Origin of the sequence: Psychrobacter sp. APC 3281, assembly GCF_030407815.1 — a bacterium.
Taxonomy (GTDB): Bacteria; Pseudomonadota; Gammaproteobacteria; order Pseudomonadales; family Moraxellaceae; genus Psychrobacter.
The window spans coordinates 13885-35836 of the sequence record NZ_JASDCS010000012.1; the positions used below are offsets into that span (position 1 = coordinate 13885).

The window sequence follows — 21952 nt, forward strand, 5'->3', positions numbered from 1 at the left end:
GACACATCATAGTTCTGAAAATTGTAGTAAGGATATTTTATGATCCCAAATAACAGTAGTAATAGCGACAACGTTGATAATATCAGCGATGTCCAGCTGAAAAATGCTGAGCATCCTACTCAGAGTCTCGATTGGCTAACACGTCTCATCGCCTTTGATACGGTCAGTCGTCACTCTAATTTGGCTTTGATTAACGATGTAAAGTCTTATTGTGTGCAGTTAGGTTTGACGGTAGATTTGACTTTTAACGAGGCTAAAACCAAAGCCAACTTGTTTGTGACCGTACCAGCTGGTGAGAATGCTGATATTATCAATAACGGTCTGGTCTTATCAGGTCATACCGACGTTGTGCCAGTTGATGGACAAGCGTGGTCTTCAGAGCCGTTTACGGCGACGATACGTGGTGATAAGCTATACGGACGCGGTGCGTGTGACATGAAGGGCTTTATCGCTTGTGCGCTTACGGTATTGCCGCAAGCCGTGCAGTTATCGAACAGCGGTCAGCTACGTCGTCCGTTACATTTGGCATTATCGTTCGATGAAGAGGTTGGTTGTTTGGGTGCGCCATTGATTTTGGCAGACCTAAAAGCACGCGGCATCACGCCTGATTATTGTATCGTCGGTGAGCCAACTAACATGGCCATGGTAGTTGCACACAAAGGCATCGCAGTTTATCGTTGCCGTGTACATGGCAAGTCAGCGCATTCGTCATTAATCGCACAGGGTGTCAATGCTATTAGCTACGCTAGCAGATTGGTTGGCTATGTAGATACGCTTGCTGAAGAGCTGAGTACTCGTGATGATAACGATGCGTCGTTTACAGTGCCATACTCGACATTGTCAGTAGGTACTATACATGGTGGTACAGCGACCAATATCGTGCCCAACTTATGCGAGTTTACTTTTGACTATCGTAACCTGCCGCACATGACGCAAGACGATATACTAGCGCCCATTCGAGCCAAAGTTGCTGAGCTAAATGCCCAAATGCAAGCACGCGCGCCAGAGACTGGTATTGAGCTGATGCAAGAAGAAAGCGTCCCAGCCATGACAGATGACGATAGTGCTGAGCTACAATCATTGATCGCTGCACTGACAGGAGATGATGAGCGTCATAAAGTGGCTTACGCGACTGAAGGCGGTCAGTTTACCAATGCAGGCATCCCAACGATTATCTGTGGCCCTGGTAGTATTGAGCAGGCGCACAAAGCGGATGAGTATGTAGAGCTTAGCGAAATTGAGCGATGCGATGCGTTTTTAAAGAAGCTATTAGATAGCTGTACGACTCAGCCGTCTATGCAGTCATAATTATTCAGAAGAATGCGTGACGTTACTTTAATAATTTCTGCGAGACTTTTTTGGCATATAGGTATAAATGACACCGTCTTAATGGCGGTGTTTATTTTTTAGTCGCATATTTAAGTCGTATAGCCGTTCGTATTAGAACCATTTACACATGACAAAGTAGGGGTGGGTTGATGTCTTGGCATCTGTTTGCAGTGTTTTTCGCAAGTACGTTTTTTATCTCAGCGACCCCTGGTCCTAATATGCTACTAGCATTTCAGTATGGCATGAACTATGGCGTCAAACGAACCTTATGGACGCTGGCAGGTCTGAGCCTTGGCTTGTTTGTATTACTGCTATCGACACTGCTTGGCTTGGATGTAATCAGTCGCCAGTCACCGTGGCTACTGACCATTATCAAAGCCGTGGGTGCAGTATATTTAATCTATTTGGGTATCAGCTCTTGGCGCGATGCTGGCGACGGTAGCTTGATGAGTGATGCCAAAGAGTTGAGTGCCGAGGTAGCAGCAGACTATGCTGCCACTGATGGTGCGCCCAGTATACCGCAGCCGCGTTCGCTCTCTAGTGCTGCTACTAAAATAGCGCCGAGCAACATGACCTTGTTTCGTACTGGTGTTTGGGTCTCATTATCTAATCCAAAAGCCATTTTGTTCTTTGCGGCCTTTTTCCCTAAATTTATCAATTTTAGTGCGCCACTATGGCCACAATATGTCCTATTGACCATCGGCTTGTTTTTGAGCGAAACCATTTGGCAGATCGTATATACGCTAGGTGGTAAAAAGCTGGCAAGCTGGCTTGATGTTGGTAATCGCTTAGCCTGGCTCAATCGTGGTTGTGGGGTGATATTTATAATTATCGCTGCTGCTTTATTGGCTGAAGTGTTAAATAGTTTTATAGCTTAAAAACTACCGATAAGATTTTAAATCACAGTGATTAATTGAATATACGTTCTTTAAAGTATTTTCTATACAAGCTAAATTAATTATTGACTTTAATTTTTAAATCTTTATTATTGGCTCATTGATTTATATCGCTTAGCTTTCATAAGCGATAAATCGTTTCAATTAACCTGCTATTGTCGCCCTGACATTAGTCACAACCTATGGAGGAATCATCGTGTCCTATATAACTACCAAGACGTTTTTAAAGATTGAATGTGTAAACCACATGACAGCAATGACACCTTCGAAAAGGTTTGGCTAAATTTTTATATAAGCTATTGAGTGATATCCCATCTATCGATATCAACGAATAGCTTTCTGTATCTACCTGCGCTATCTCTTTTCTAAGTCTACTGTGCCAAATTTGCTCTGCGATTGTGCTAAGCCATATTGCGCTTGCTGTTATCTGTTTACCTAACATTTTTCTTTACCGTTATTGCTAATAAAGCGACTCAGGCTATGATTCAGCTAAAGCTTTTCTATGCATATAATATTTACGCTGTGGCCGACGGTTCTGATCTATATTATCTTTCTTTAAAATGTCCATAATAAATTAACCATGAATTTTTATTGATTTTTTAATTAATAAGAATACGGTTTTTTATTGCCTAAATTTTATAATTTCATTTCTTATTAAACGTTTCGTTTAATTGAGATAGATAAGTAATGTCTAAAAATTATAAAAAATGGTAATTATAAAAAATGCATGGTTATAAAATAATAAAATGGAAATAATAAATTATGAGCATTCAATTAGTATTAAACAAAAATCGAAAACACGGCGTACCAGTCAAAATTTATACCTCGGATGTTGAGCAAGGTGCGATGCAGCAGTTACGCAATTTAGCCCAGCTAGAGTTTGTGCATTCACACATTGCAGTGATGCCCGATGTGCACGTTGGCAAAGGCGCGACAGTCGGTAGCGTGATTCCGACCAAGTCAGCCATCATTCCTGCCGCAGTTGGGGTAGACATTGGCTGCGGTATGAACGCAGTACGTTTGTCCCTAACGGCAAGTGATTTGCCTGATAGCTTAAGGTCATTGCGATCGATCGTTGAACAACGAGTGCCAGTCGGCTTCAACATGCACAAACAAATCCAAGCCAAAAACTCAACGCTTGATCCACTAGGCAAACGCCTAAAACCGATTACTGATAAACACCCGGGTTTGCTTAAAATGCTTAAAGGTTTTGAGCGTACTTGGGCAAAGCAGTTGGGTACATTGGGCGGTGGCAATCATTTCATTGAGCTATGCTTGGATGAAAACAATGATGTCTGGGTGATGCTGCATTCTGGTAGCCGCGGTATTGGTAACTGTATCGGTCGCTATTTTATCAACCTTGCCAAAAAAGAACGTCAATCGCGCTTTGGTCATGTGCCAGATCGAGATTTGTCTTACTTTGCTGAAGGGTCTGATAGTTTTGCCGATTATGTCGAAGCAGTAGGCTGGGCGCAGGACTATGCGTTAGAGAACCGTCGCGAGATGATGCGTCTCGTCATTAAGTCATTGCAGTCGCCACAAGCGGGGTTGCCACGATTTCAGTTGACCAAAGAAGCCATCAATTGTCATCATAATTATGTCAATGAAGAGGTGCACTTCGGTGAGCAAGTCTATGTGACGCGTAAAGGTGCGATCAGTGCTTATGAAGGTGAGCTTGGGATTATCCCAGGATCTATGGGCGCAAAATCCTTTATCGTACGTGGTCTGGGCGAAGCTGAATCGTTTTGCTCATGTTCACATGGGGCAGGACGACAGATGAGCCGAGGTAAAGCTATGCGAGCGTTCACCATCGACGAGCTAAAAGCGCAGACGGATGGCGTCGAGTGTCGCAAAGACAAAGGCGTCATCGATGAGATACCCGGCGCTTATAAAGACATTGATGAAGTGATGGCCAATCAAACGGATTTGGTTGAGGTGGTGCATACGCTGAAGCAGGTCATGTGTATTAAAGGCTAACGAGTAAAACCATAGCGAGTCACGACGGTGTCAATCGAGCTAAATGTACTAAGTGTACTATTTGCGCTCGATTTCCTAGTCGTGACTTCACTATGCTGTCACTCGAATATATAAAACAGATTTAGAGTTATTAAAAATATAGGTAAAAATATGAGCTTGAAACAAACCTTAAAAAAGGCCAAACAAATTGAACGGCAGTTAGAGCAGCAGGCTGAAACAGGTGTGCAACACTCGCTAGGCACTGTCAAACCGCGTAATTATTTGGCACTGGATCCACTATTAAGAAAAGGTGGTATTCATGGAAAAGAGGATATCGATATCGTCCGAAAAAAACGTCGCCGTGAGACCAAGCAGCAGTTACGGAAGACAGATTGGTTATCAGAATAGTGATGGTTAACATTAACCCACAAAAAAGCCGTTCGCTATACTAGTGAACGGCTTTCTTATTCTTACTCAAATTTATAACTTAACCATTGTTACCTTAACCACTAGGCCAATACTTCGATTAGCTCACCTTTTACCATGTGCGGGCTGACGAAATCAGTAATACGCACGCTCACGAGTTTACCCAGCAGCTCATCCATTTTTTCGACATCATGAGGGAACATGACGGTACGAGTGTTATCTGCCGTACCGATTAAGCAGTCAGGATGACGATTGGCAACTTGTTCAACCAAGACGCGAGTCGTGGTACCAACCATTTCATGAGTTTTGGCAAGTGTTGAGTCAATGATGACTTTTTGGAACTCAGCTAAGCGAGCCTTTTTAGTAGTGAAGCTCACATCATCTGGTAACTCAGCGGCTGGCGTGCCTGGACGTTTAGAGTAGATAAAGCTGTAAGAGTGATCGAAGTTCAATTCTTTCGCCAAGTTCAAGGTATCTTGGAAGTCTTGATCAGTTTCACCAGGGAAGCCAATGATAAAGTCACTCGACAAGTGAATATCTGGACGAATGGCTTTTAGCTTATTAATCTGATTGATGTAAACGTCGATTGTATGGTTGCGCTTCATCGCCGCTAAGATAGCATTTGAGCCACTCTGAACCGGTAGATGTAAGTGCGATACTAGCTCAGGTAACTGTGCATACGCATCAATGATATCATCAGTGAACTCTAGCGGATGGCTGGTCGTATAGCGAATACGCTCGACACCATCAACATGCGATACATAGTGCAATAGTTCAGCGAAACGGCAAATGCTGCCATCGTCTTTTTCGCCGCGATAGCCGTTGACGTTTTGACCCAATAGGTTGATTTCACGGATACCTTGAGCGGCAAGGCTGTCAATCTCAGCCAATACGTCATCAAGTGGACGTGATAATTCTTCACCGCGCGTATAAGGCACCACGCAAAATGAGCAATACTTTGAGCAGCCTTCCATAATAGAGACAAATGCTTTGTAGCCTTCTACTCTTGGCTCTGGCAAAAAGTCAAACTTTTCGATGCTAGGGAATGACACGTCAATTGTGCCAATACGGTTTTTAGGCGCGATTTCACGTTGCTCATTTGATTGATCGTATAGCTCTGGCAGGCGATGCAAGGTTTGCGGGCCAAATACCATATCGACATAAGGCGCACGCTTTTGAATATTATCGCCTTCTTGTGAAGCGACGCAGCCACCAACGCCAATGACAAGGTCAGGGCGTTTTTCTTTTAGTTTGCGCCAGCGGCCCAATTCTGAAAAGACTTTCTCTTGTGCTTTTTCGCGGATAGAGCAGGTGTTCATCAGTAGTACGTCGGCCTCATCGATATCATGAGTCACTTCCATACCATGTGAGTCGCCTAGCACGTCTAGCATTTTGCCAGAGTCATAGACATTCATCTGACAGCCTTGAGTCGTGACAAAGACCTTTTTTGTCGCTGCTTTTTCGACGGGCGCTTGGGCTGAACTTGCTTCTTTGAGTGCAGTGACAGCACGTGCGGTGACAGTCGTCTCAGCAACAGCATCGTCATCGATGCGGGGATTGAATACAGTAACACTCATAAGGATAAGTCCATGATTGACCAAAAATATAGCGGAGTAGCCGATTAACAGGTGGCGTATTTTATCACAACCCTGTGCCAATGTGAAAAATTAGCACGAGCGATGAGGTATCAATATGATAAATAATTCATAGCAGTATCAATTATTTACTGTCGTTCATATTACTATTCATAAAAACTGCGGCTCGTTATCACTTCTATGTTACACCGTGCTGTCCTATTTATTAACAAAAGGTAAAGGAGATAGTTGAAAGCACAATGAGTATAGTATGATGATTGCTATACCCTTGGCGGTACTTAGCGAACCGTTATTCACATATTTGTAGAGATATCATAAAGAGAGTCAGTATGACAAAGTTGCGTGTTGCGCATAGCATCAAGGATGAAGAGTCTATCAGTCAAAAACACGCGTCAAAGCGAATCACAATAGGTACGCTACGGTTGAGCGCGTTGAGCGTGGCAACAGCAGTAAGTGCACTTGGTGTGTCACAAGTCGCTTGTGCCGAATTGACGTGGGGCGATGAGGAAAGCTACCAACAAGAAAGTAACTATCAACAAGATTATCAACAAGATTATCAGCAAGACAGTAGTATTGACTCATTTATGGCAGCTGCTATCGCCGCAGATCGCGGTGATGTGAGTGCGCTCTATAACTATGAGCAAGTCATGAGTGGCGGTTTGTTTGCGATGTATCCGACCTATTGGCGTATGAATCTAGATCTCAATTCACAGAGTTCAGCGGCGGTCTCGCAGTTTGTGCGTCAGTATCCAGACACGGTTATGGCTGAGAAATTAGTGGCTGATTTTGCGGAGACCAAAGCAGGATCGAATGATTATGCCTCGGTTAGACAGGTAGCCAATTTGATTACTAATGCGGATGCCAGTGAGCGCTGTGCGGTTGCGCTTGGGTTTAATAATGGTGGCGACACCATGCGTGCTATGGCAGCCAAATCTGATGTTTGGCTAACCACTAAAAAGCAACCAGCATTGTGCGATCAGCTAGCGATGGAGATGAACAACAATGCGCTGATTAGTAATCAAGATCGTGCGGCTCGTCTCAAGCGTATGCTACGTAAAGGCAAGACAGGCGATATTATGGCATTGTCATCACGCCTTGGTACGCCAATTGCTTATTCGGCGCTGAGTGAAATTCAGCTAAACCCATCTTCTTTTTTTAGCCGTTTTGGTCGTGAGCCTGCAAGCCAAACCAATCAATACCTATATATGTACGCAATCGGCCGTATGGCTGACAAGTCTTATCGTGAGGCGGCGCTACAGTTAGACTTTGATATCAAACAAGACAATCAGCGCGCTGTCAGATTGTTGAATGACGAAACCCGACGCTATGCTTATCGTACGCTTGGCGTACAGCGTATGAATCACAACACTGACGATGGCTTTAACGCTGAAGCAGTGGATTGGTTCCGCAACAGTTTGGATAATGACTTTAATTTTGAAGAAGCAGAAGATTACGCTATGGCAGCGATTCGCTTCGGTCGTTGGGATGATGTGGTAGAAGCTATCTCAAAAATGGATGGCGAAACGCAAAAAGAAGCCCAGTGGCAGTATTGGTTAGCTCGCGCGTATGAGCAGTCAAGCGATAGTAGTAAGCGTAATACATCCAAAAAAATGTATCAGAACTTAGCAAAAAGTAATGACTACTATGGCCTGATGGCAAAAGATAAAATAGGGCAGCGTTTCGATGCTAGCCGTTTAGGTGGTAGTAATTTGCCGAATGTCAGTACTGCTGACCGCGCGCGCGTCATGCAAGACGCTAACTTCGCTCGTGCGTTTGCGCTGTATAACTCTGAAGCTAGTCGTGCTTATGCCAATCGCGAGTGGAACTGGGCGGTGAAGCAAGCTCGTGACAATCGTGATGACAATTTGATTATTGCCGCTGCTCGTCAAGCCTATGATATGGGCTGGCTCGATCGAGCGATTTATGCGGTTGATAATACTGATAGGGTGGATAGCTTAGCACTCTCGCATCCGATGCCGCATCAAAGCGCAGTCGTACGTTATAGTGAGGCAGCAGGTATTGATCCAGCATGGGCGTACGGTATTATGCGTCAAGAAAGCCGTTTCGTATCTTCTGCGCGCTCAAACGTAGGCGCGAGTGGACTGATGCAAGTCATGCCTGATACCGCAAAATATATCGCTCGTAACCTAGGCGAGACGTATAGTGCGAGCCGTGCCAATAGCGGTGATACCAATATCCGCTATGGTACGTGGTATATGGGTGATATCTTGGGCAAACTCAATTATCAGCCAGTATTGGCAACCGCAGGCTATAATGCTGGTCCCAATAACGCCAAACGCTGGCAGCCAGTTTATGGTTCGCTCGCCGCAGATCAATATGTAGAGTCGATTGCATTTCCTGAGACACGTAACTATGTCAAACACGTGATGGAAAACGCCACTATTTATAGTAGTCTATTAGGTCGTGGTCAGCCGATTAGCCAGCGTATGGGTACGGTGCCAGCTGGATTTTAATAACTGAACTGGTATTTGATAAACCACTAATGATTTATTATTAGTGGTTTATTTTTATCTGCTGATTTGCTTTGCTAATTGTCAATTGATCAACTCTGATTTGCCAAAGTAGCATTCATTTGGCTAAGGTAAATTTCACAGCCGTTATCCTTCAGTGCTTTATCAACATTTATCGAGATTCCTGACGATGTCGTCAACGTTTACGTTTTTGCTATAGATTAAAAAAAACGTTTTGTTACCATTGCCTTAATGGGAAATCCTATTTTTCAGTCTTGTTCTTAGGTCAATGCGTGTTTTATGTATCGCGTCTAATGATTTAAGTTATAGCCTATGTCTTATCATTGCTAACTAACTGCCTTCAGTCCTATGATCAAAAAATATTTTAGTCTGTCTACGTCGCCAAAAACCAAATATTCGTTATCTAATCGGATATGCTCTTTATCGAAGGCAAGTACAAAGACGGATACAGACCTGAGCAATAAGGTCGCTAATTCTATGGTGCAATTGCGTGCAGATTTGGCTAGCAAACATAGCGTAGGTAGTATCAAAGCAACGATGAGCTTCGGCGCTTTACTGCTTATACAAGGTGTTATATTGCTGCCAGCACAGGCGGCTAGTACGGTTAAGACGGGTCAGCGTGTATTGATGATTGAGATGACCCCAGCATTATGTAATATGCAGCCAACGCGGGCACGTATGCGTCAGTGTTTAGAAGGGTACTCGTTAACCGTATCTGGTCTAGATATGGGATATGGCGAACGCTGCGGTCGTGGTAGTGAGCCACGCCTTACCCCGCTACAACTAAAAGTCGTCAACCGCATCATGCCTGATACAACGGTACGTAGCCAAACGTGGCAACGTTATGGAGCTTGTAGTCCGCTTAGCGCTAGCAGTTACTTTCGACAGATTACTAACTATGCAGGTGGACTAAAACTACCGAATGAGCTAAATACGGGTAATAGTTATACCGTTTCCAAATCACGGTTTGTCAGTCAAATGACCCGCCTTAATAGTGGTATGTCTTCCAATAGTGTGGACCTCATCTGTCAAGAAGGCAGCCGTCGCCAATCGATACTTACGGATATACATGTGTGTTATGAAGGTAGTGACTTTGGCACTTGTCATGACGTTGTAGACAGCTGTGGCAGTAAATTTATCATTTCAGGTGGGCGATAGCCTTTTCTTGTTTACCTGCTCAAACTTCTTTTTTGATACCGCTTTTCATTCCACTTAGTCCAATCTAACAGTGCAAATTGCCTATTTTAATCATTATATCTACGCATAACGCAGTGAAAATGTGCTTGAGTTATCATGTACTGAAACCTTCTAGCGCTTTATCCACAAGCGCTTAGCCTCTACAAAAGTCCTCTCGTATAAAATGTAACAATATAATCCCTGACGGGTCTATGACTGTATCTAGACGGTCACTGCGATGAAGTGCTACACTAGCTCTCGGTTTATACATGCTGCTATGCGGCAAACAAGTCGATATCTAAAATGATAATCGTTCATTAGAATTATCTAATAATTAATTAGGGAGTATTCAATGTCAATGAAACAGCCTTTACGTGTTGCCGTCACTGGTGCCGCTGGTAATATCAGCTACGCGATGCTATTTCGTATTGCATCTGGCGAGATGCTAGGTAAAGATCAGCCAGTTATTTTGCAATTACTTGAAATTACGCCAGCTCTTGACGCCCTAAAGGGTGTGGTCATGGAACTAGAAGACTGTGCATTCCCATTGTTGGCTGGTATCGTCCAAACTGACGATGCTAATGTCGCATTCAAAGATATCGATTATGCTTTACTGGTTGGTGCACGTCCTCGTGGCCCAGGTATGGAGCGTAAAGATTTGCTAGAAGCCAATGCTGCGATTTTCTCAGCACAAGGTAAAGCATTGAACGAAGTCGCTAGCCGTGATGTAAAAGTATTGGTAGTCGGTAACCCTGCTAACACGAACGCACTTATCGCTCAGCGCAATGCGCCAGATCTTGATCCACGCAACTTCACTGCAATGACTCGTCTAGACCACAACCGTGCTATGGCACAGTTAGCTGGCAAGACTGACAGCACTGTAAATGACGTGAAAAAAATGATCATCTGGGGCAACCATTCGTCAACTCAGTATCCAGATCTAACCGCTTGTACAGTAAACGGCAAGCCTGCGCTAGATTTAGTTGATCGTGAATGGTACGAAGCGACTTATATCCCAGAAGTACAACAGCGCGGTGCTGCAATCATTAAAGCTCGTGGTGCATCATCTGCGGCTTCTGCTGCCAACGCTGCTATCGCACACATGCGTACGTGGGCACTAGGTACTGATGAGAACGATTGGGTATCTATGGGCGTTTACTCAAACGGCGAATACGGTATTGCTGAAGGTTTGATCTACTCATTCCCATGCACATGCACTAACGGCGACTGGTCTATCGTAGACGGCGTTGATGTATCATCAGATTTCTCGAAAGAGAAAATGGCTGCCACTGAGCAAGAGCTTAGTGAAGAGCGTGATGCAGTAGCACATTTACTACCGTAAGTCTAAACTGCTATCCAGTAAGCTATGATTTAAGTAGTAAAGATAAGTAGTACAAAAAAGCCCTCTGAAATATGAGGGCTTTTTTGTGTCTATGAGAAGTAGGCAAGTGAAAATAACCTATGTTTCTTTCTTAAACTGGTAAAAGCGATTTACCGTTAATACAATTGATAACGTTAGATAAACGTTGATTAACAGCTATTAGAATAAAGCTTGCTACAATGAGTATGTCAATTTGAATAATAAGCATATTAAACAATAAGTACGACCATATTCGTACCATTTAAGGAGAAAGTTATGTTGGGTGAACCAGAATACAGTATGAATGAGTTATTTGCTCAGTTAGGTCTAGACAGCTCTGATGAAGCAATTGATAATTTTATCGCAGCAAACCAACTAGCTAGTGAAGAAAAACTGACAGAGGCTAGCATTTGGACAGATAATCAGCGTATGTTCCTACAGGAAGAGTGGCAAAAAGATGCAGCATGGGTAGAAACCATCGATGAGCTAAATGTCCGTTTGCATCCTGACGCATAAATATTTATAGACATAAAAAACCCCGCGATAGTCTTAATATCGCGGGGTTTTTTATGTCTGGAGTAACACTAAACCTTAAACTTGCTTTTCGCGCCACTCAAGTAAATCAGCGACGTCTTTATGAATACCCGCTTTTAGTGCTTCTAATCCATCATAGCGACGCTCACCATGCAAGAAGTGTAGGAAACGTACGTGTAAGTTCAGTCCGTACAAATCAGCTTGCAACTGCGGAAAGTGGACTTCTAGTCGCCAGTCATCACCTTTATCAACAGAAGGTCTTTTACCAATATTAGCCGTGCCAAACAAACTATGCGGACGCAAACCGGCAACACCCGTATGACCATCGGTAGCAAGCGCAGTCAAACCATCAGCGATCACATTACCATTATCATCTAAGCTCACCACATCGACTGCAAAAATACCATGCAGGGCAGGCTTTATTCGTTGCAAATCGATATTTGCGGTAGGGAAGTCTATCGTTCGACCTATCTGGTCGCCACGCACAACAACTCCTGTGATTGCATAGTCACGACCAAGTAACCTGTTGGCTGCTTGAAGATCACCTGCCAATAGTAAATCACGCACACGAGTAGAGCTGATACGGGCAGCATCGTTATCGGTCGTATCAACACTGTCGCTATCAGTACTATTATCAGTGACCGTATGCAGGTTGGTCACATCCAAACCATAACCACGCAAAAACTGACTGTCGCCAGTACGATCATGACCGAAGCGAAAGTCATCGCCCAACACCAACGCTTTGACGTTCAAACGCTTGGCTAATATATCGGCAAACGCTTGTGCTGATAGCGAGCGAAATTCTGTATCAAAACCTGCTACGATCAATGTTTCAACACCATATTCTGCCAGCAGTGCTTGCTTCTCTGCCAGATTGGTCAGGCGCGCAGGCGCTTTAGCAGGTGCAAAAAACTCGCGTGGCTGCGGCTCAAATATCATGACCGCCGCACCCAAATTTTGGGTATGTGCAATCTCACGAACTTGGGCTAGCATGGCTTGGTGACCAAGGTGCACACCGTCAAAATTACCGATAGTGAGCACGCAAGATGCCAACTCTACTGGGACAGCGTCCGTAGATGAAGTATGTGGCGACGAAATCAGTTGCTCAAGAAAATAGGTTTTCATAAGTTTTCAGCTATGATGAGACCAAATAAAAAACGAAAAAACACATCTATGCTTAAAATTGATGTGTCTAAAACCAGCCATTATAAAGTAAAATAGCCACACTAACATCCTATAGTCTACGTGTAATGCAAGTATGGCGCATAGGGTGGCTATTCTTTATTGCCAATGATGCTAATACTAATCCTAACAACAACAATCTCGACAACGATGGAGATCTTATGTCTGCTGCTGCCTTGAATACTATACCAACCGAACTATCGACATATCAGCTCACCGATCAGTTCGTTGTGCAGCGTGCAATTAAAGAAGATTTAGCAGAAGTTTTAGCCATTTATAATCAAAGCATACCGGGCAAACAAGCAACAGCCAATCTTGCATTGGTTACGCTAGAGGAGCGTGCCGCTTGGTTTGATGAACATTTGGATAGCGCAACCAGACCAATATATGTGGTCAAAGCACTATCATCAGATGATATAGATCAAACAAAGGCACCTATAGTTGCATGGGGCAGTTTTAGTGATTTGTACGCGCGTACGGCCTATCACATCAGTACCGAGATTAGCATTTATCTAAATCAAGATTATCAAGGCAAAGGGTTAGGCAGTTTGCTGACCCGTTGGATGTTGACGCAAGCACCAAGCCTAGGTATTCGAAATGTCATTGCCCTTGTCTTTGCTCATAACCATCCAAGCTTAGGGTTATTCCGTAAGCTTGGCTTTGAACAATGGGGCTATATGCCCGAAGTCTGCGATATGGAAGGGTTTATCGCTGATGTTGTGATGCTTGGTAAAGCAGTCACGTCAGACAATATTTTAGATGAAACAATTTAACTTAAAACGCTCTAACCTAAAATCTTCCATTGACCTTCTATATTCTGTAGCTGGTAGGTCAGTGGTGCAGGTTCGCTCTGTCCTTTTAGCATCAGTTCGCCAGTGATGGTGGCACGAGTCTTGTCATCATTGTATTTGGTATCAGTAATCGTAACGCCATCTACCGTTTGCTGAAACGCAGACTGGGTATTGGCAAGCTCTTCTTCGAAGTTTGCCATATCGACTTGGTAATATAACGCCGCATCCTTCACGTCACCATAATATAAGCTGTTTAGTGCTTGCTTGACAGTATCCTCTGGCGTACCAGCTTGAGTTGGATTGGTCACTAGGCTTTTCTGTTCGGCCGCATCAGTGACTGGATTAATATTGTCACTATCAATCGCCGTCTTATCTTCAGTGCCATCTGTAATTTCGTCTGTTTCGCTAGCACTGTCAACAATCTCTGCTTGGTCAGTTGTATCATTGTCTAATGTGACGTCTTCTGAGGTATCAACAGTCGCTGCCACATCTTCATTATCGGTAGCAGTTTCAGCCGTTTCATTATTGCTACAGCCGCTAATAAATAGTCCAGTGCTTAGTACACCAGTTGCTAGCAGAATTGGTAAGCGCTGGAAGATTGGCTGTTTCGTTGTCATATCAAACCTCAAATGTCATTTATTCATTGATGATCTATTATGACAATTATCAGCAGCGAGCATTGTCATTTCTCATAACAGGCTTGTTTTGGTTTCGTAAGCCTGCCATGAGTTTGCTTATACTTTATCCTAGCCGTGCTTTAGCTGACGCGGACGGAACCCAGTCGCTAGCAATACCACACCGTAAACCAGCGCTCCGACGGCACACATAATAATCAGCGCGACAATACGCTGCCACTGAGCCTGATCGGTAGGGAAGTAAGGCAGCATAAAATAAAGCACGCCAATCATAGAGCCAGTCGAGATAGCAAACTGCGTAAACAGTTTTTTCCAATGCGGACCGAAACGGAAAATATCACGCTTGTGCAAGAAGTAATATAGCAAGCCTGCGTTTACAAAAGCAGCGCCAGTCGTAGCCAATGCCAGACCACCATGTAGTGGTATCTCTAAGAAGTAAAATATCCCGATAAAAATAACACTAAAAATCATATTGGCGATGACAGAGATGATGCCGATTTTGACGGGGGTTCTAGTGTCTTGACGCGCAAAGAATGCAGGAGCAAAGATCTTAATGAGCATAAATCCTAAGATACCACCTGCCATACTACGTAAGGCCAGTGAGCTCATCTGAGCATCACGTAAGGTAAACTCACCGCGTAAAAATAGTGCTTGCATCAATACATCTGCCAGTACAAATAGGGCAGCTGAGGCGGGGACCCCGACTAAAATAATAAGGCGTGCTGCCCAATCGATGGTTTTTTTGAAACTGACGTCGTCTTTTTGAGCTTCGCTTTTTGATAGGCTTGGTAATATTACGGTACCGATCGCCACACCAATCAGACCTAATGGAAGCTCGCTCATACGTTCAGCTGCATAGAGCCAAGAGACGGAACCGCCAATCATTAACGAGGCAAAGATGGTATTTAATAGTAAATTGATCTGAGTGACAGAAACACCAAAGATAGCAGGTAACATCAACTTTAAAATTCGACGAACGCCTTCGTGCTGGAAGTCAATTTTTGGTGCGACAAGCAGCTTTTGTTGCCAGAGCTGCGGCAGTTGAATCAAGAACTGTAGCAAACCTGCGATAGCAACGGCATAGCCAAGGGCCATAATAGGCGTATCAAACATCGGCGCAAAAATGAGTGCGCCACCAATCATACACAGATTCAATAACACGGGCGCAAACGCCGGTGCGGCGAAACGACCGTAGCTCTGCAGGATACCACTCGCAAAGGCTGTCATAGAAATGAATAGTAAGTACGGAAAAGTAAGACGTAGCAACTCAGCGGTAATAGCGAACTTGTTGGGTTGATCGGCAAATCCAGGGGCAAACAACGTCACCACCCAAGGTGCGATTAAGATGACCACTACCGTAAGCATCGATAGCACTAGCAATAATGCGCCCGAGGTTCGACTGACCAAAATCTGCACTTGTTGTAAGCTGTACTTTTCTTTGTATTCGGACAGTACTGGCACGAAAGCTTGGCTAAACGCACCTTCTGCAAACAGTCGTCGTAAGAAGTTTGGGATTTTGAAGGCGACCAAAAAGGCATCCATCAAACCACCTGCACCAAAAACCCCTAGCAATACGACATCACGTACCAAACCTAAAATACGAGACAACATGGTCATGCTGCTGACCACCATGGTTGAACGAAATAACCGACTTTTTGCCATGAGAACCTATCTTGCTAAGTTGTATATTGAGTTGTGTGCTGATTTTCTTTGGAAGAAAAACTGACGAATTATAGCACTTTCATAATTGAGATAAATGGATTGGATGTGGAAATCTCTCTTACTATAATAATGAGTTGTCTTTGGATTTTTCGGCGACTAACTCACGCAACCTTGCCCATTCAAAATAATCACCAGGATCAGTCTTACGTCCAGGAGCGATATCGCTATGGCCTGTCAAGTGGCGACGTGTTTTGGGATAGGCCTTATAAATAGTGGCAATTACTTTGGCTAGCTGCTCATATTGAGCAGAGGTGAAGGACACAAAATCCGACCCTTCAAGCTCGATGCCAATGCTATAATCATTACATTCAGGTCGACCCAAGTAGCTAGACCGCCCAGCATGCCACGCCCGTTCGTTGAAATTGACGAACTGAGTGATAGCGCCATCACGCTCGATAAATAAATGCGCTGATACTTCTGCGCCTTTAATTGTTTGAAAATAAGGGTGAGCATCCCAGTCTAATTGATTGGTAAATAATGCTTTCACGTAATGCGTATCATTAGTGTCGCAGGCACCAAATTCATTCGGTGGTAGGCTGATATTGTGTACGACGATGGCGTCAATACTTAAATCTTTTGGCCTTACATTGTAATTGGGTGAGGCTAGCCAAGTGGCTGCTGATAGTAGACCATCTTTGATGAACATTGACGACATAGATGATGAGTTTGGTGATAATACGGGCATAATGTTCTCTTTTTATACTAGTATTGGTAATGGTGTGATAGACAATCTTCTATCTAAGTAGCTAAACGATAGTGGGCGATATGTTTAATTTTTTGACCTAGAAACTTTAATAACGTTGATAGCGTATGAATAATAACGTGCGAGATTCTACCTCATGTCTATAAAACTGACGTCCATACCTATCGATTGTACGCTAATGACCATTGGCCTGCGAGCACGTCTACCATTAGCTATAGCAGGGCTGCTACTCTCAGCTCAAACACAGGCATTTCTACCAACGCCGCTCTCTGTCCTTGAATCAGATGCATTGTCACCTGACGTATCTAGCACCGCACCTACTAGCATAGCACCTAATTATTCTAATTCAGATGCATTATCTGAGTTGGAGAATATTAATAGTGCTGAACCTAATATTAAAAATAGTACTTTATCTGAATCAAGCTTAGAGACAGAGCAGCTACTATCGACATGGCGTCAACAAGTAAAAGCAGACAAGTTGGCACAGCATACAACATGGCGACGCTTGTTGTATTTTTACGATGATAAAAACAGTGTATTCAGCAAAAAGAAAACCGAGAGTTTGGTTAATGATCCGAGCTTTTTTTTAAGTAAAAATGGTCAACGAGATTCAGGTGCAGAATTGGATGCGATGCTTGTAGCACTTGCACAAGAGTTGGTGTCATCATCAGCAACTGATAACGACCAAGCAAAAACTGATACCAATAATAATTCTGTCTTATGTCGTTTTCCAGCACGAGTGGCATGGTTGACAGAGGCGCTAGCGATCGATGCTGCAAGTCTATCTGCTGACTGTCCAGAATTGGATGAATGGATGTCGACATTAGCGCCTGAGCAGCTATCTATTATGTTTGCGCAGGAGTACTTGGACAATCCGCTCTCTGCGTTTGCTCATACGCTGTTACGCATTGACTCAAAAGCGAGCATCGCTGATCCAAATCAAATCGATAAGGCTTATGCGCTGAATTATACGGTAGACGGTGATCCAAGCGACAGTTTTCCAGTCTATGCTACTAAGTCAATGATTGGTAGTTACAACAGCGCTATCGAAATTGACCCTTATCCAGAGATGCTAGCGAAATACCTGCAAGATGATGAACGTGATACGTGGACATATCAGTTGAGTCTGACGCCCGCGGAAGTGCAGCAGATTATGCGCCACGTTTGGGAAACCAAAGCGTTAAAAATGCCGTATTACTTCACCACGGACAATTGTGCTTCTGAGATATTACGTCTTATTGATGTGGTCCGTCCGCAGCAAAACTTACTGAGCCAATTGTCTTACGCAGTCGTGCCTTCTGATGTGATTCAACTATTAAAGGATAAGCAGTTGCTGGCAAATACCAATTATACGCCCGCTGATAATACCTTACGTCAAGCTCAGCTCAATGAGAAAAAACAACAGCGCGCGCAGTTGGGCTATCATAATAGTGCCAAACAAACCGTAAATGAGATCAAGTCTGCGCAGCTTAACCCTGTATCGAGCATGTCAGCTGATGGGCAAACATTGCTCAAGCATCAAATCGACGTATCGGATAACAATCCGATAGACAGGCATCCGCTACAGTTGGGTACGATAGGTATAGGGCAGCGTGGTGACAATGACTATGTGGATATTGGGTTTCGAGCGGGATTTCATGATACGCTTGACGACGCTTCAGGGTATCCACAGTTTTTCAACTTAGAAGGGCTGGCTGCGACATTACGACTGTATGACACAGATGATAATAAGGCCAATCAGCCAGACAGTGTGGTCTTGCAAAATGTCACTTTGATTCGAGGCCGCTCTTTTAATCCAGTAAATGCAACCAAAAAAGGCAATACTTGGGGCGCCAGTATCGAGGCGACGCGAGTAAATGATGGCTCGCAAGAGGCAGGTACGGATCATCTGGTCGGTAGCGTGGGTTACGAAAAAGGCTGGTCATGGGCATTTGGTACACCAGCCGCAGGTACTGGTGAGATGCCGCCGCAACTGTGCTATACCCTTTTAGCAGGTACGGGGCAAGTAGGACGAGGTATCAATAAAGGTTTTCGTCTAGGCGCAGGTATCAATGCAGGCTGCCGTTATCAGATTAACAATCAGTTACGCGCGCAAGCTGAATTGCAATTGCCATATTGGTATCATGGCAGCAGCGATGAAACCAACGTCCGTGGCCATTATTGGCAACCAGTCTCAAGCTTAGAGCTGCAATACGATATTGATAAAAAACAAGCATTACGTATCAATGCCAATTACGAATGGCAAGATCGTATCGATGCCAATGATGATATACAGCTATCGTACAGACGATACTTTTAGGCACTGATTTAAACAAAATGGCTTCTAAGCGCTGTGATGGTTGTATAAAGGAAGTTGTATAAAGGAAAACATGCTTTATGAGTACGCAAAATTTACTAATTATCGGACAAGGTGATATCGGCCTGCCAGTGACCAACAAACTTGCCCAAGATGGCTATTGTGTGACTGGGCTTGCTCGTAGTAAGCGCCACCATTATGATTTAGTAGATAGTGCCGATTTTTTGCAGGCTGATGCATTGACGCTGACGGTCGATCAGCTACAAGCATTTACTCATATTGCGATTATCGTCACCCCTGACGAGTATTCAACCAGCGGTTATCACGACAGTTATCTAGCGATTAGTCAGCATTTGGCAACGCTTGCTCCACAGCTTATTAAACTTGAGCATGTGTTATTCATTTCTTCTACTGGTGTCTATGGTCAGGATAATGGCGAATGGATTGATGAGCATACTGCACCTGTCACGCCTGCGCGTGAAGCCTCAAAAGTTATATTGCAAGCAGAACAAGCGCTGCAACAAGGCTTCGGTGATAAAGCGGTGGTCATCCGTCCTAGTGGTATCTACGGTCGCGAGCGCTTAATGCGACTACGCAAGGCTCGTGAGCCAAATAAAGATCCAGTGCCAGCTGAGCATTGGAGCAACCGCATTATGGATCGCGACTTGGTCAATATCATCGCCAAAGTGTTGACGATAGAGACACCAAAGTCTGTCTATCTAGCGACGGACTATCGACCTGTTACTACGTTTGAACTAGGGGTTTGGCTTAGTAAGCAGGTTGGCGAGACACCTCCTATTATTGATAATACAAAAACCTCAGTGACAGGAAAACGCTTGCACAGCAACATTCCGTTAGCTTGGCTTGATTATGCTGATTGGCAGACAGGCTACCGCAATATTTTGAATCATCAAGAGTAAGCCTTTAGAGTTAAGCCCTAAAGAGTAAAATAGCACTTGGTGTAATCGTTCTTATTTATTTTCTAGTCTATGGAGATTTCATGTCCCAGCCTTCTACTTCTGATGACCGTTTGTCTCATGCTAATCTGGCAACAGAGGGCGGGCAGCTGGCAGAAGGTCACGTCCAAAAAAAGGCTGGTCAATCGTCTATATTAGCTGATTCACAGCAACCTGCGATCGTACATCCTAACTTTGATCCCAAAAAGTCTCCTCTTGACCCTGCCAGACCATTAAGTGATATTCCTGAGCCTGCTCGTCGCCTAAATGGTCAACTGCGCAGGCTTTATGGTAACTCTACGCGGTTCTATCAGCCCAATGCAGACAGCTTATCGAAATGGTCGCTGATAGCCTCAGAAGCGCTGGCTGAGCATTTATCGTTACTAAATGCAGCACAGCTTATTGCATTGCCGGATAGCTTTTATCAAAATCATAGTGAGCAGCCACTAATATCGACATTATCGGATATAATATTGTTAGATATGTCAGATATTCAACAGGCGATTCGCGCTTATCCAAAACTGAACCGTTACGGGTTTTCGCCGACTGATAGCGCTACAGGGGTTGAGTCAAACAACGATTCAGATAATGACAGCAAGGCTCAAAATTCTGCATTATCTATACGCGCATTGACCAAACGCTATAATCCTGATGAGCTACTCAACAGTCTGTATGCCGACGATTGGCAAGTGATACTACAACCACAGCAGTTTGAGACAGGCGAGGGTAGTTTGGCCACGGATATTATGGCATGTAGCGTGGCCGTCCATGCGCTAAAGCAGTGTAGTACCCGTAAGAGTATCAATCATAGTTATAGCGCCGCAGAAATTTGTCAGTATGTGCGTAGCTATTTGCTCAGTCAAATCGTTTGTGAGCCGTCGCAGCGCCACGCATATCGTCAGATTCGACTATTTGCTGGTCATATTGTTGTTGCCGCTTATCATTTGGGCTGGGAAATACAAGTCCGAGCAGACGGACAGAGCTATTTTAATATCTCGTCGCGTAGTGGTTTGCTGACTCGCTATGCCAATATGCAGGATTATGAGATCAATGGTTGGTCAAGCTGATCAATAATGCGTACAATAATGCAAATTTTTTGCCCCCTCTTTTTGCTGATAGGAATGTCATAATGTCTCATGTAACACGCCCTCAAGACCCTACGTTTTCATCTCATCAATTTATTCAGCTGGCTCTAGACAACCAAGTGCTCAAATTCGGTGAGTTTGTCCTAAAGTCTGGCCGTATCAGTCCGTACTTTTTTAATGCAGGCTTGCTTGCGACTGGTGAGATGTTGTCGTTACTAGCACGTGGTTATGCAGATGCCTTAGCTGAACAAATAAGTGCAAATAATGGCGATAATGAGCAAGAGCTGGTCATCTTTGGTGCGGCTTACAAAGGTATTCCTTTTGTCGCAGCGACGGCGCAAGCGTTATGGCTACATCATGGCATCAATGCCAAATGGGGCTATAACCGTAAAGAAGCCAAAACTCACGGCGAAGGCGGCAATTTGGTCGGTGCTGACGTAAGTGGCAAGGCCGTTTGGGTGCTCGACGATGTCATCACAGCGGGTACAGCCATGCGCGAAGTGGTCGAGATTTTAGAGCAAGCAGGCGCAAGCGTTGCTGGTATTCTCGTCGCACTTGATCGTAAAGAAAAAGGTCAAGCAGATCACTCTGCTATTCAAGAGCTTGCCGCGACACTAGAAGTGCCCGTACGTGCATTGGTTGATATTGATGATTTGATCAGTTATTTGGCCGATGACCATGGTGCACAAAACGGCCAGCATAAAGACGCGACCCAGTTAGCCAAAATGCAACACTACCGTGAGCAGTACGGCGTATAGTTGGGCACTGATGTTGTTTAATAAGTTCGTTTCATATCAATAATATAACGTAAGTGAGTC

Annotated in this window: 18 protein-coding genes; 13 read left to right on the forward strand and 5 right to left on the reverse strand. The window is 44.1% G+C overall.

All coding sequences use genetic code 11. From position 1 onward, the window contains the following. The first annotated feature begins 39 nt into the window (after positions 1–39). From argE to QL886_RS11325, 4 genes are all read left to right on the forward strand, one after another. Positions 40–1308 (forward strand): acetylornithine deacetylase, encoded by a 1269-nt coding sequence (gene argE, locus QL886_RS11310; RefSeq protein ID WP_290178765.1) that lies wholly within the window; start codon positions 40–42, stop codon positions 1306–1308. A 170-nt stretch (positions 1309–1478) separates the two neighbouring features. Beyond that, complete coding sequence (locus QL886_RS11315) at positions 1479–2207, forward strand: LysE family translocator (RefSeq protein ID WP_290178766.1); 729 nt, start codon at positions 1479–1481, stop codon at positions 2205–2207. Positions 2208–2987: 780 nt separating this feature from the next. Beyond that, the gene (locus QL886_RS11320) at positions 2988–4202 is read left to right on the forward strand and encodes an RtcB family protein (protein WP_290178767.1); all 1215 of its coding nucleotides are present in this window, start codon (positions 2988–2990) and stop codon (positions 4200–4202) included. Between the two features lie 150 nt (positions 4203–4352). Next, on the forward strand, positions 4353–4589 hold the full coding sequence (locus tag QL886_RS11325; protein ID WP_290178768.1) for a hypothetical protein: 237 nt from the start codon (positions 4353–4355) through the stop codon (positions 4587–4589). Positions 4590–4690: 101 nt separating this feature from the next. Here QL886_RS11325 and miaB read toward each other — a convergent pair whose 3' ends face one another. Next, positions 4691–6184 (reverse strand): tRNA (N6-isopentenyl adenosine(37)-C2)-methylthiotransferase MiaB, encoded by a 1494-nt coding sequence (gene miaB / locus QL886_RS11330; protein WP_160022363.1) that lies wholly within the window; start codon positions 6182–6184, stop codon positions 4691–4693. Positions 6185–6531: 347 nt separating this feature from the next. On the opposite strand from miaB, the gene QL886_RS11335 reads away from it, so the two are divergent. The 4 genes from QL886_RS11335 (at position 6532) to QL886_RS11350 (ending at position 11746) form a co-directional block, all read left to right on the forward strand. Then, positions 6532–8676: a lytic transglycosylase domain-containing protein gene (locus QL886_RS11335; RefSeq protein WP_290178769.1), complete on the forward strand. Its 2145-nt coding sequence runs from the start codon at positions 6532–6534 to the stop codon at positions 8674–8676. A gap of 495 nt (positions 8677–9171) precedes the next feature. Next, a complete protein-coding gene (locus tag QL886_RS11340; RefSeq protein ID WP_238069875.1) occupies positions 9172–9852 on the forward strand; it encodes a hypothetical protein in 681 nt (226 codons plus the stop codon). Positions 9853–10228: 376 nt separating this feature from the next. Next, on the forward strand, positions 10229–11212 hold the full coding sequence (locus QL886_RS11345; RefSeq protein ID WP_101205831.1) for a malate dehydrogenase: 984 nt from the start codon (positions 10229–10231) through the stop codon (positions 11210–11212). A gap of 294 nt (positions 11213–11506) precedes the next feature. Continuing rightward, complete coding sequence (locus QL886_RS11350) at positions 11507–11746, forward strand: DUF2789 domain-containing protein (protein WP_057761462.1); 240 nt, start codon at positions 11507–11509, stop codon at positions 11744–11746. Positions 11747–11821: 75 nt separating this feature from the next. Here the strand turns inward: QL886_RS11350 and ribF are convergent, their stop codons facing one another. After that, positions 11822–12889 (reverse strand): riboflavin biosynthesis protein RibF, encoded by a 1068-nt coding sequence (gene ribF / locus QL886_RS11355; RefSeq protein WP_290178770.1) that lies wholly within the window; start codon positions 12887–12889, stop codon positions 11822–11824. Between the two features lie 125 nt (positions 12890–13014). On the opposite strand from ribF, the gene QL886_RS11360 reads away from it, so the two are divergent. Then, positions 13015–13719, forward strand: coding sequence for a GNAT family N-acetyltransferase (locus tag QL886_RS11360; RefSeq protein WP_290178771.1), 705 nt, complete (start codon positions 13015–13017; stop codon positions 13717–13719). Between the two features lie 11 nt (positions 13720–13730). Here QL886_RS11360 and QL886_RS11365 read toward each other — a convergent pair whose 3' ends face one another. From QL886_RS11365 to ampD, 3 genes are all read right to left on the reverse strand, one after another. Then, the gene (locus QL886_RS11365) at positions 13731–14354 is read right to left on the reverse strand and encodes a hypothetical protein (RefSeq protein ID WP_290178772.1); all 624 of its coding nucleotides are present in this window, start codon (positions 14352–14354) and stop codon (positions 13731–13733) included. 129 nt (positions 14355–14483) lie between these two features. After that, positions 14484–16034, reverse strand: coding sequence for a murein biosynthesis integral membrane protein MurJ (gene murJ / locus QL886_RS11370; RefSeq protein WP_057761456.1), 1551 nt, complete (start codon positions 16032–16034; stop codon positions 14484–14486). A 121-nt stretch (positions 16035–16155) separates the two neighbouring features. Beyond that, entirely contained in the window at positions 16156–16779 is a 624-nt protein-coding gene (gene ampD / locus QL886_RS11375) for a 1,6-anhydro-N-acetylmuramyl-L-alanine amidase AmpD (RefSeq protein ID WP_290178773.1), read from the reverse strand. 154 nt (positions 16780–16933) lie between these two features. Here ampD and QL886_RS11380 point away from each other — a divergent pair, with 154 nt between their 5' ends. The 4 genes from QL886_RS11380 to pyrE all read left to right on the forward strand — a co-directional run bounded on the left by QL886_RS11380 (position 16934) and on the right by pyrE (position 21892). Beyond that, the gene (locus tag QL886_RS11380; RefSeq protein ID WP_290178774.1) at positions 16934–19096 is read left to right on the forward strand and encodes a DUF4105 domain-containing protein; all 2163 of its coding nucleotides are present in this window, start codon (positions 16934–16936) and stop codon (positions 19094–19096) included. A 77-nt stretch (positions 19097–19173) separates the two neighbouring features. Further along, on the forward strand, positions 19174–20013 hold the full coding sequence (locus QL886_RS11385; protein WP_290178775.1) for an SDR family oxidoreductase: 840 nt from the start codon (positions 19174–19176) through the stop codon (positions 20011–20013). 80 nt (positions 20014–20093) lie between these two features. Next, on the forward strand, positions 20094–21116 hold the full coding sequence (locus QL886_RS11390) for a hypothetical protein (RefSeq protein ID WP_290178776.1): 1023 nt from the start codon (positions 20094–20096) through the stop codon (positions 21114–21116). A gap of 62 nt (positions 21117–21178) precedes the next feature. Beyond that, positions 21179–21892 (forward strand): orotate phosphoribosyltransferase, encoded by a 714-nt coding sequence (gene pyrE / locus QL886_RS11395; RefSeq protein WP_290178777.1) that lies wholly within the window; start codon positions 21179–21181, stop codon positions 21890–21892. Positions 21893–21952 lie beyond the last annotated feature (60 nt).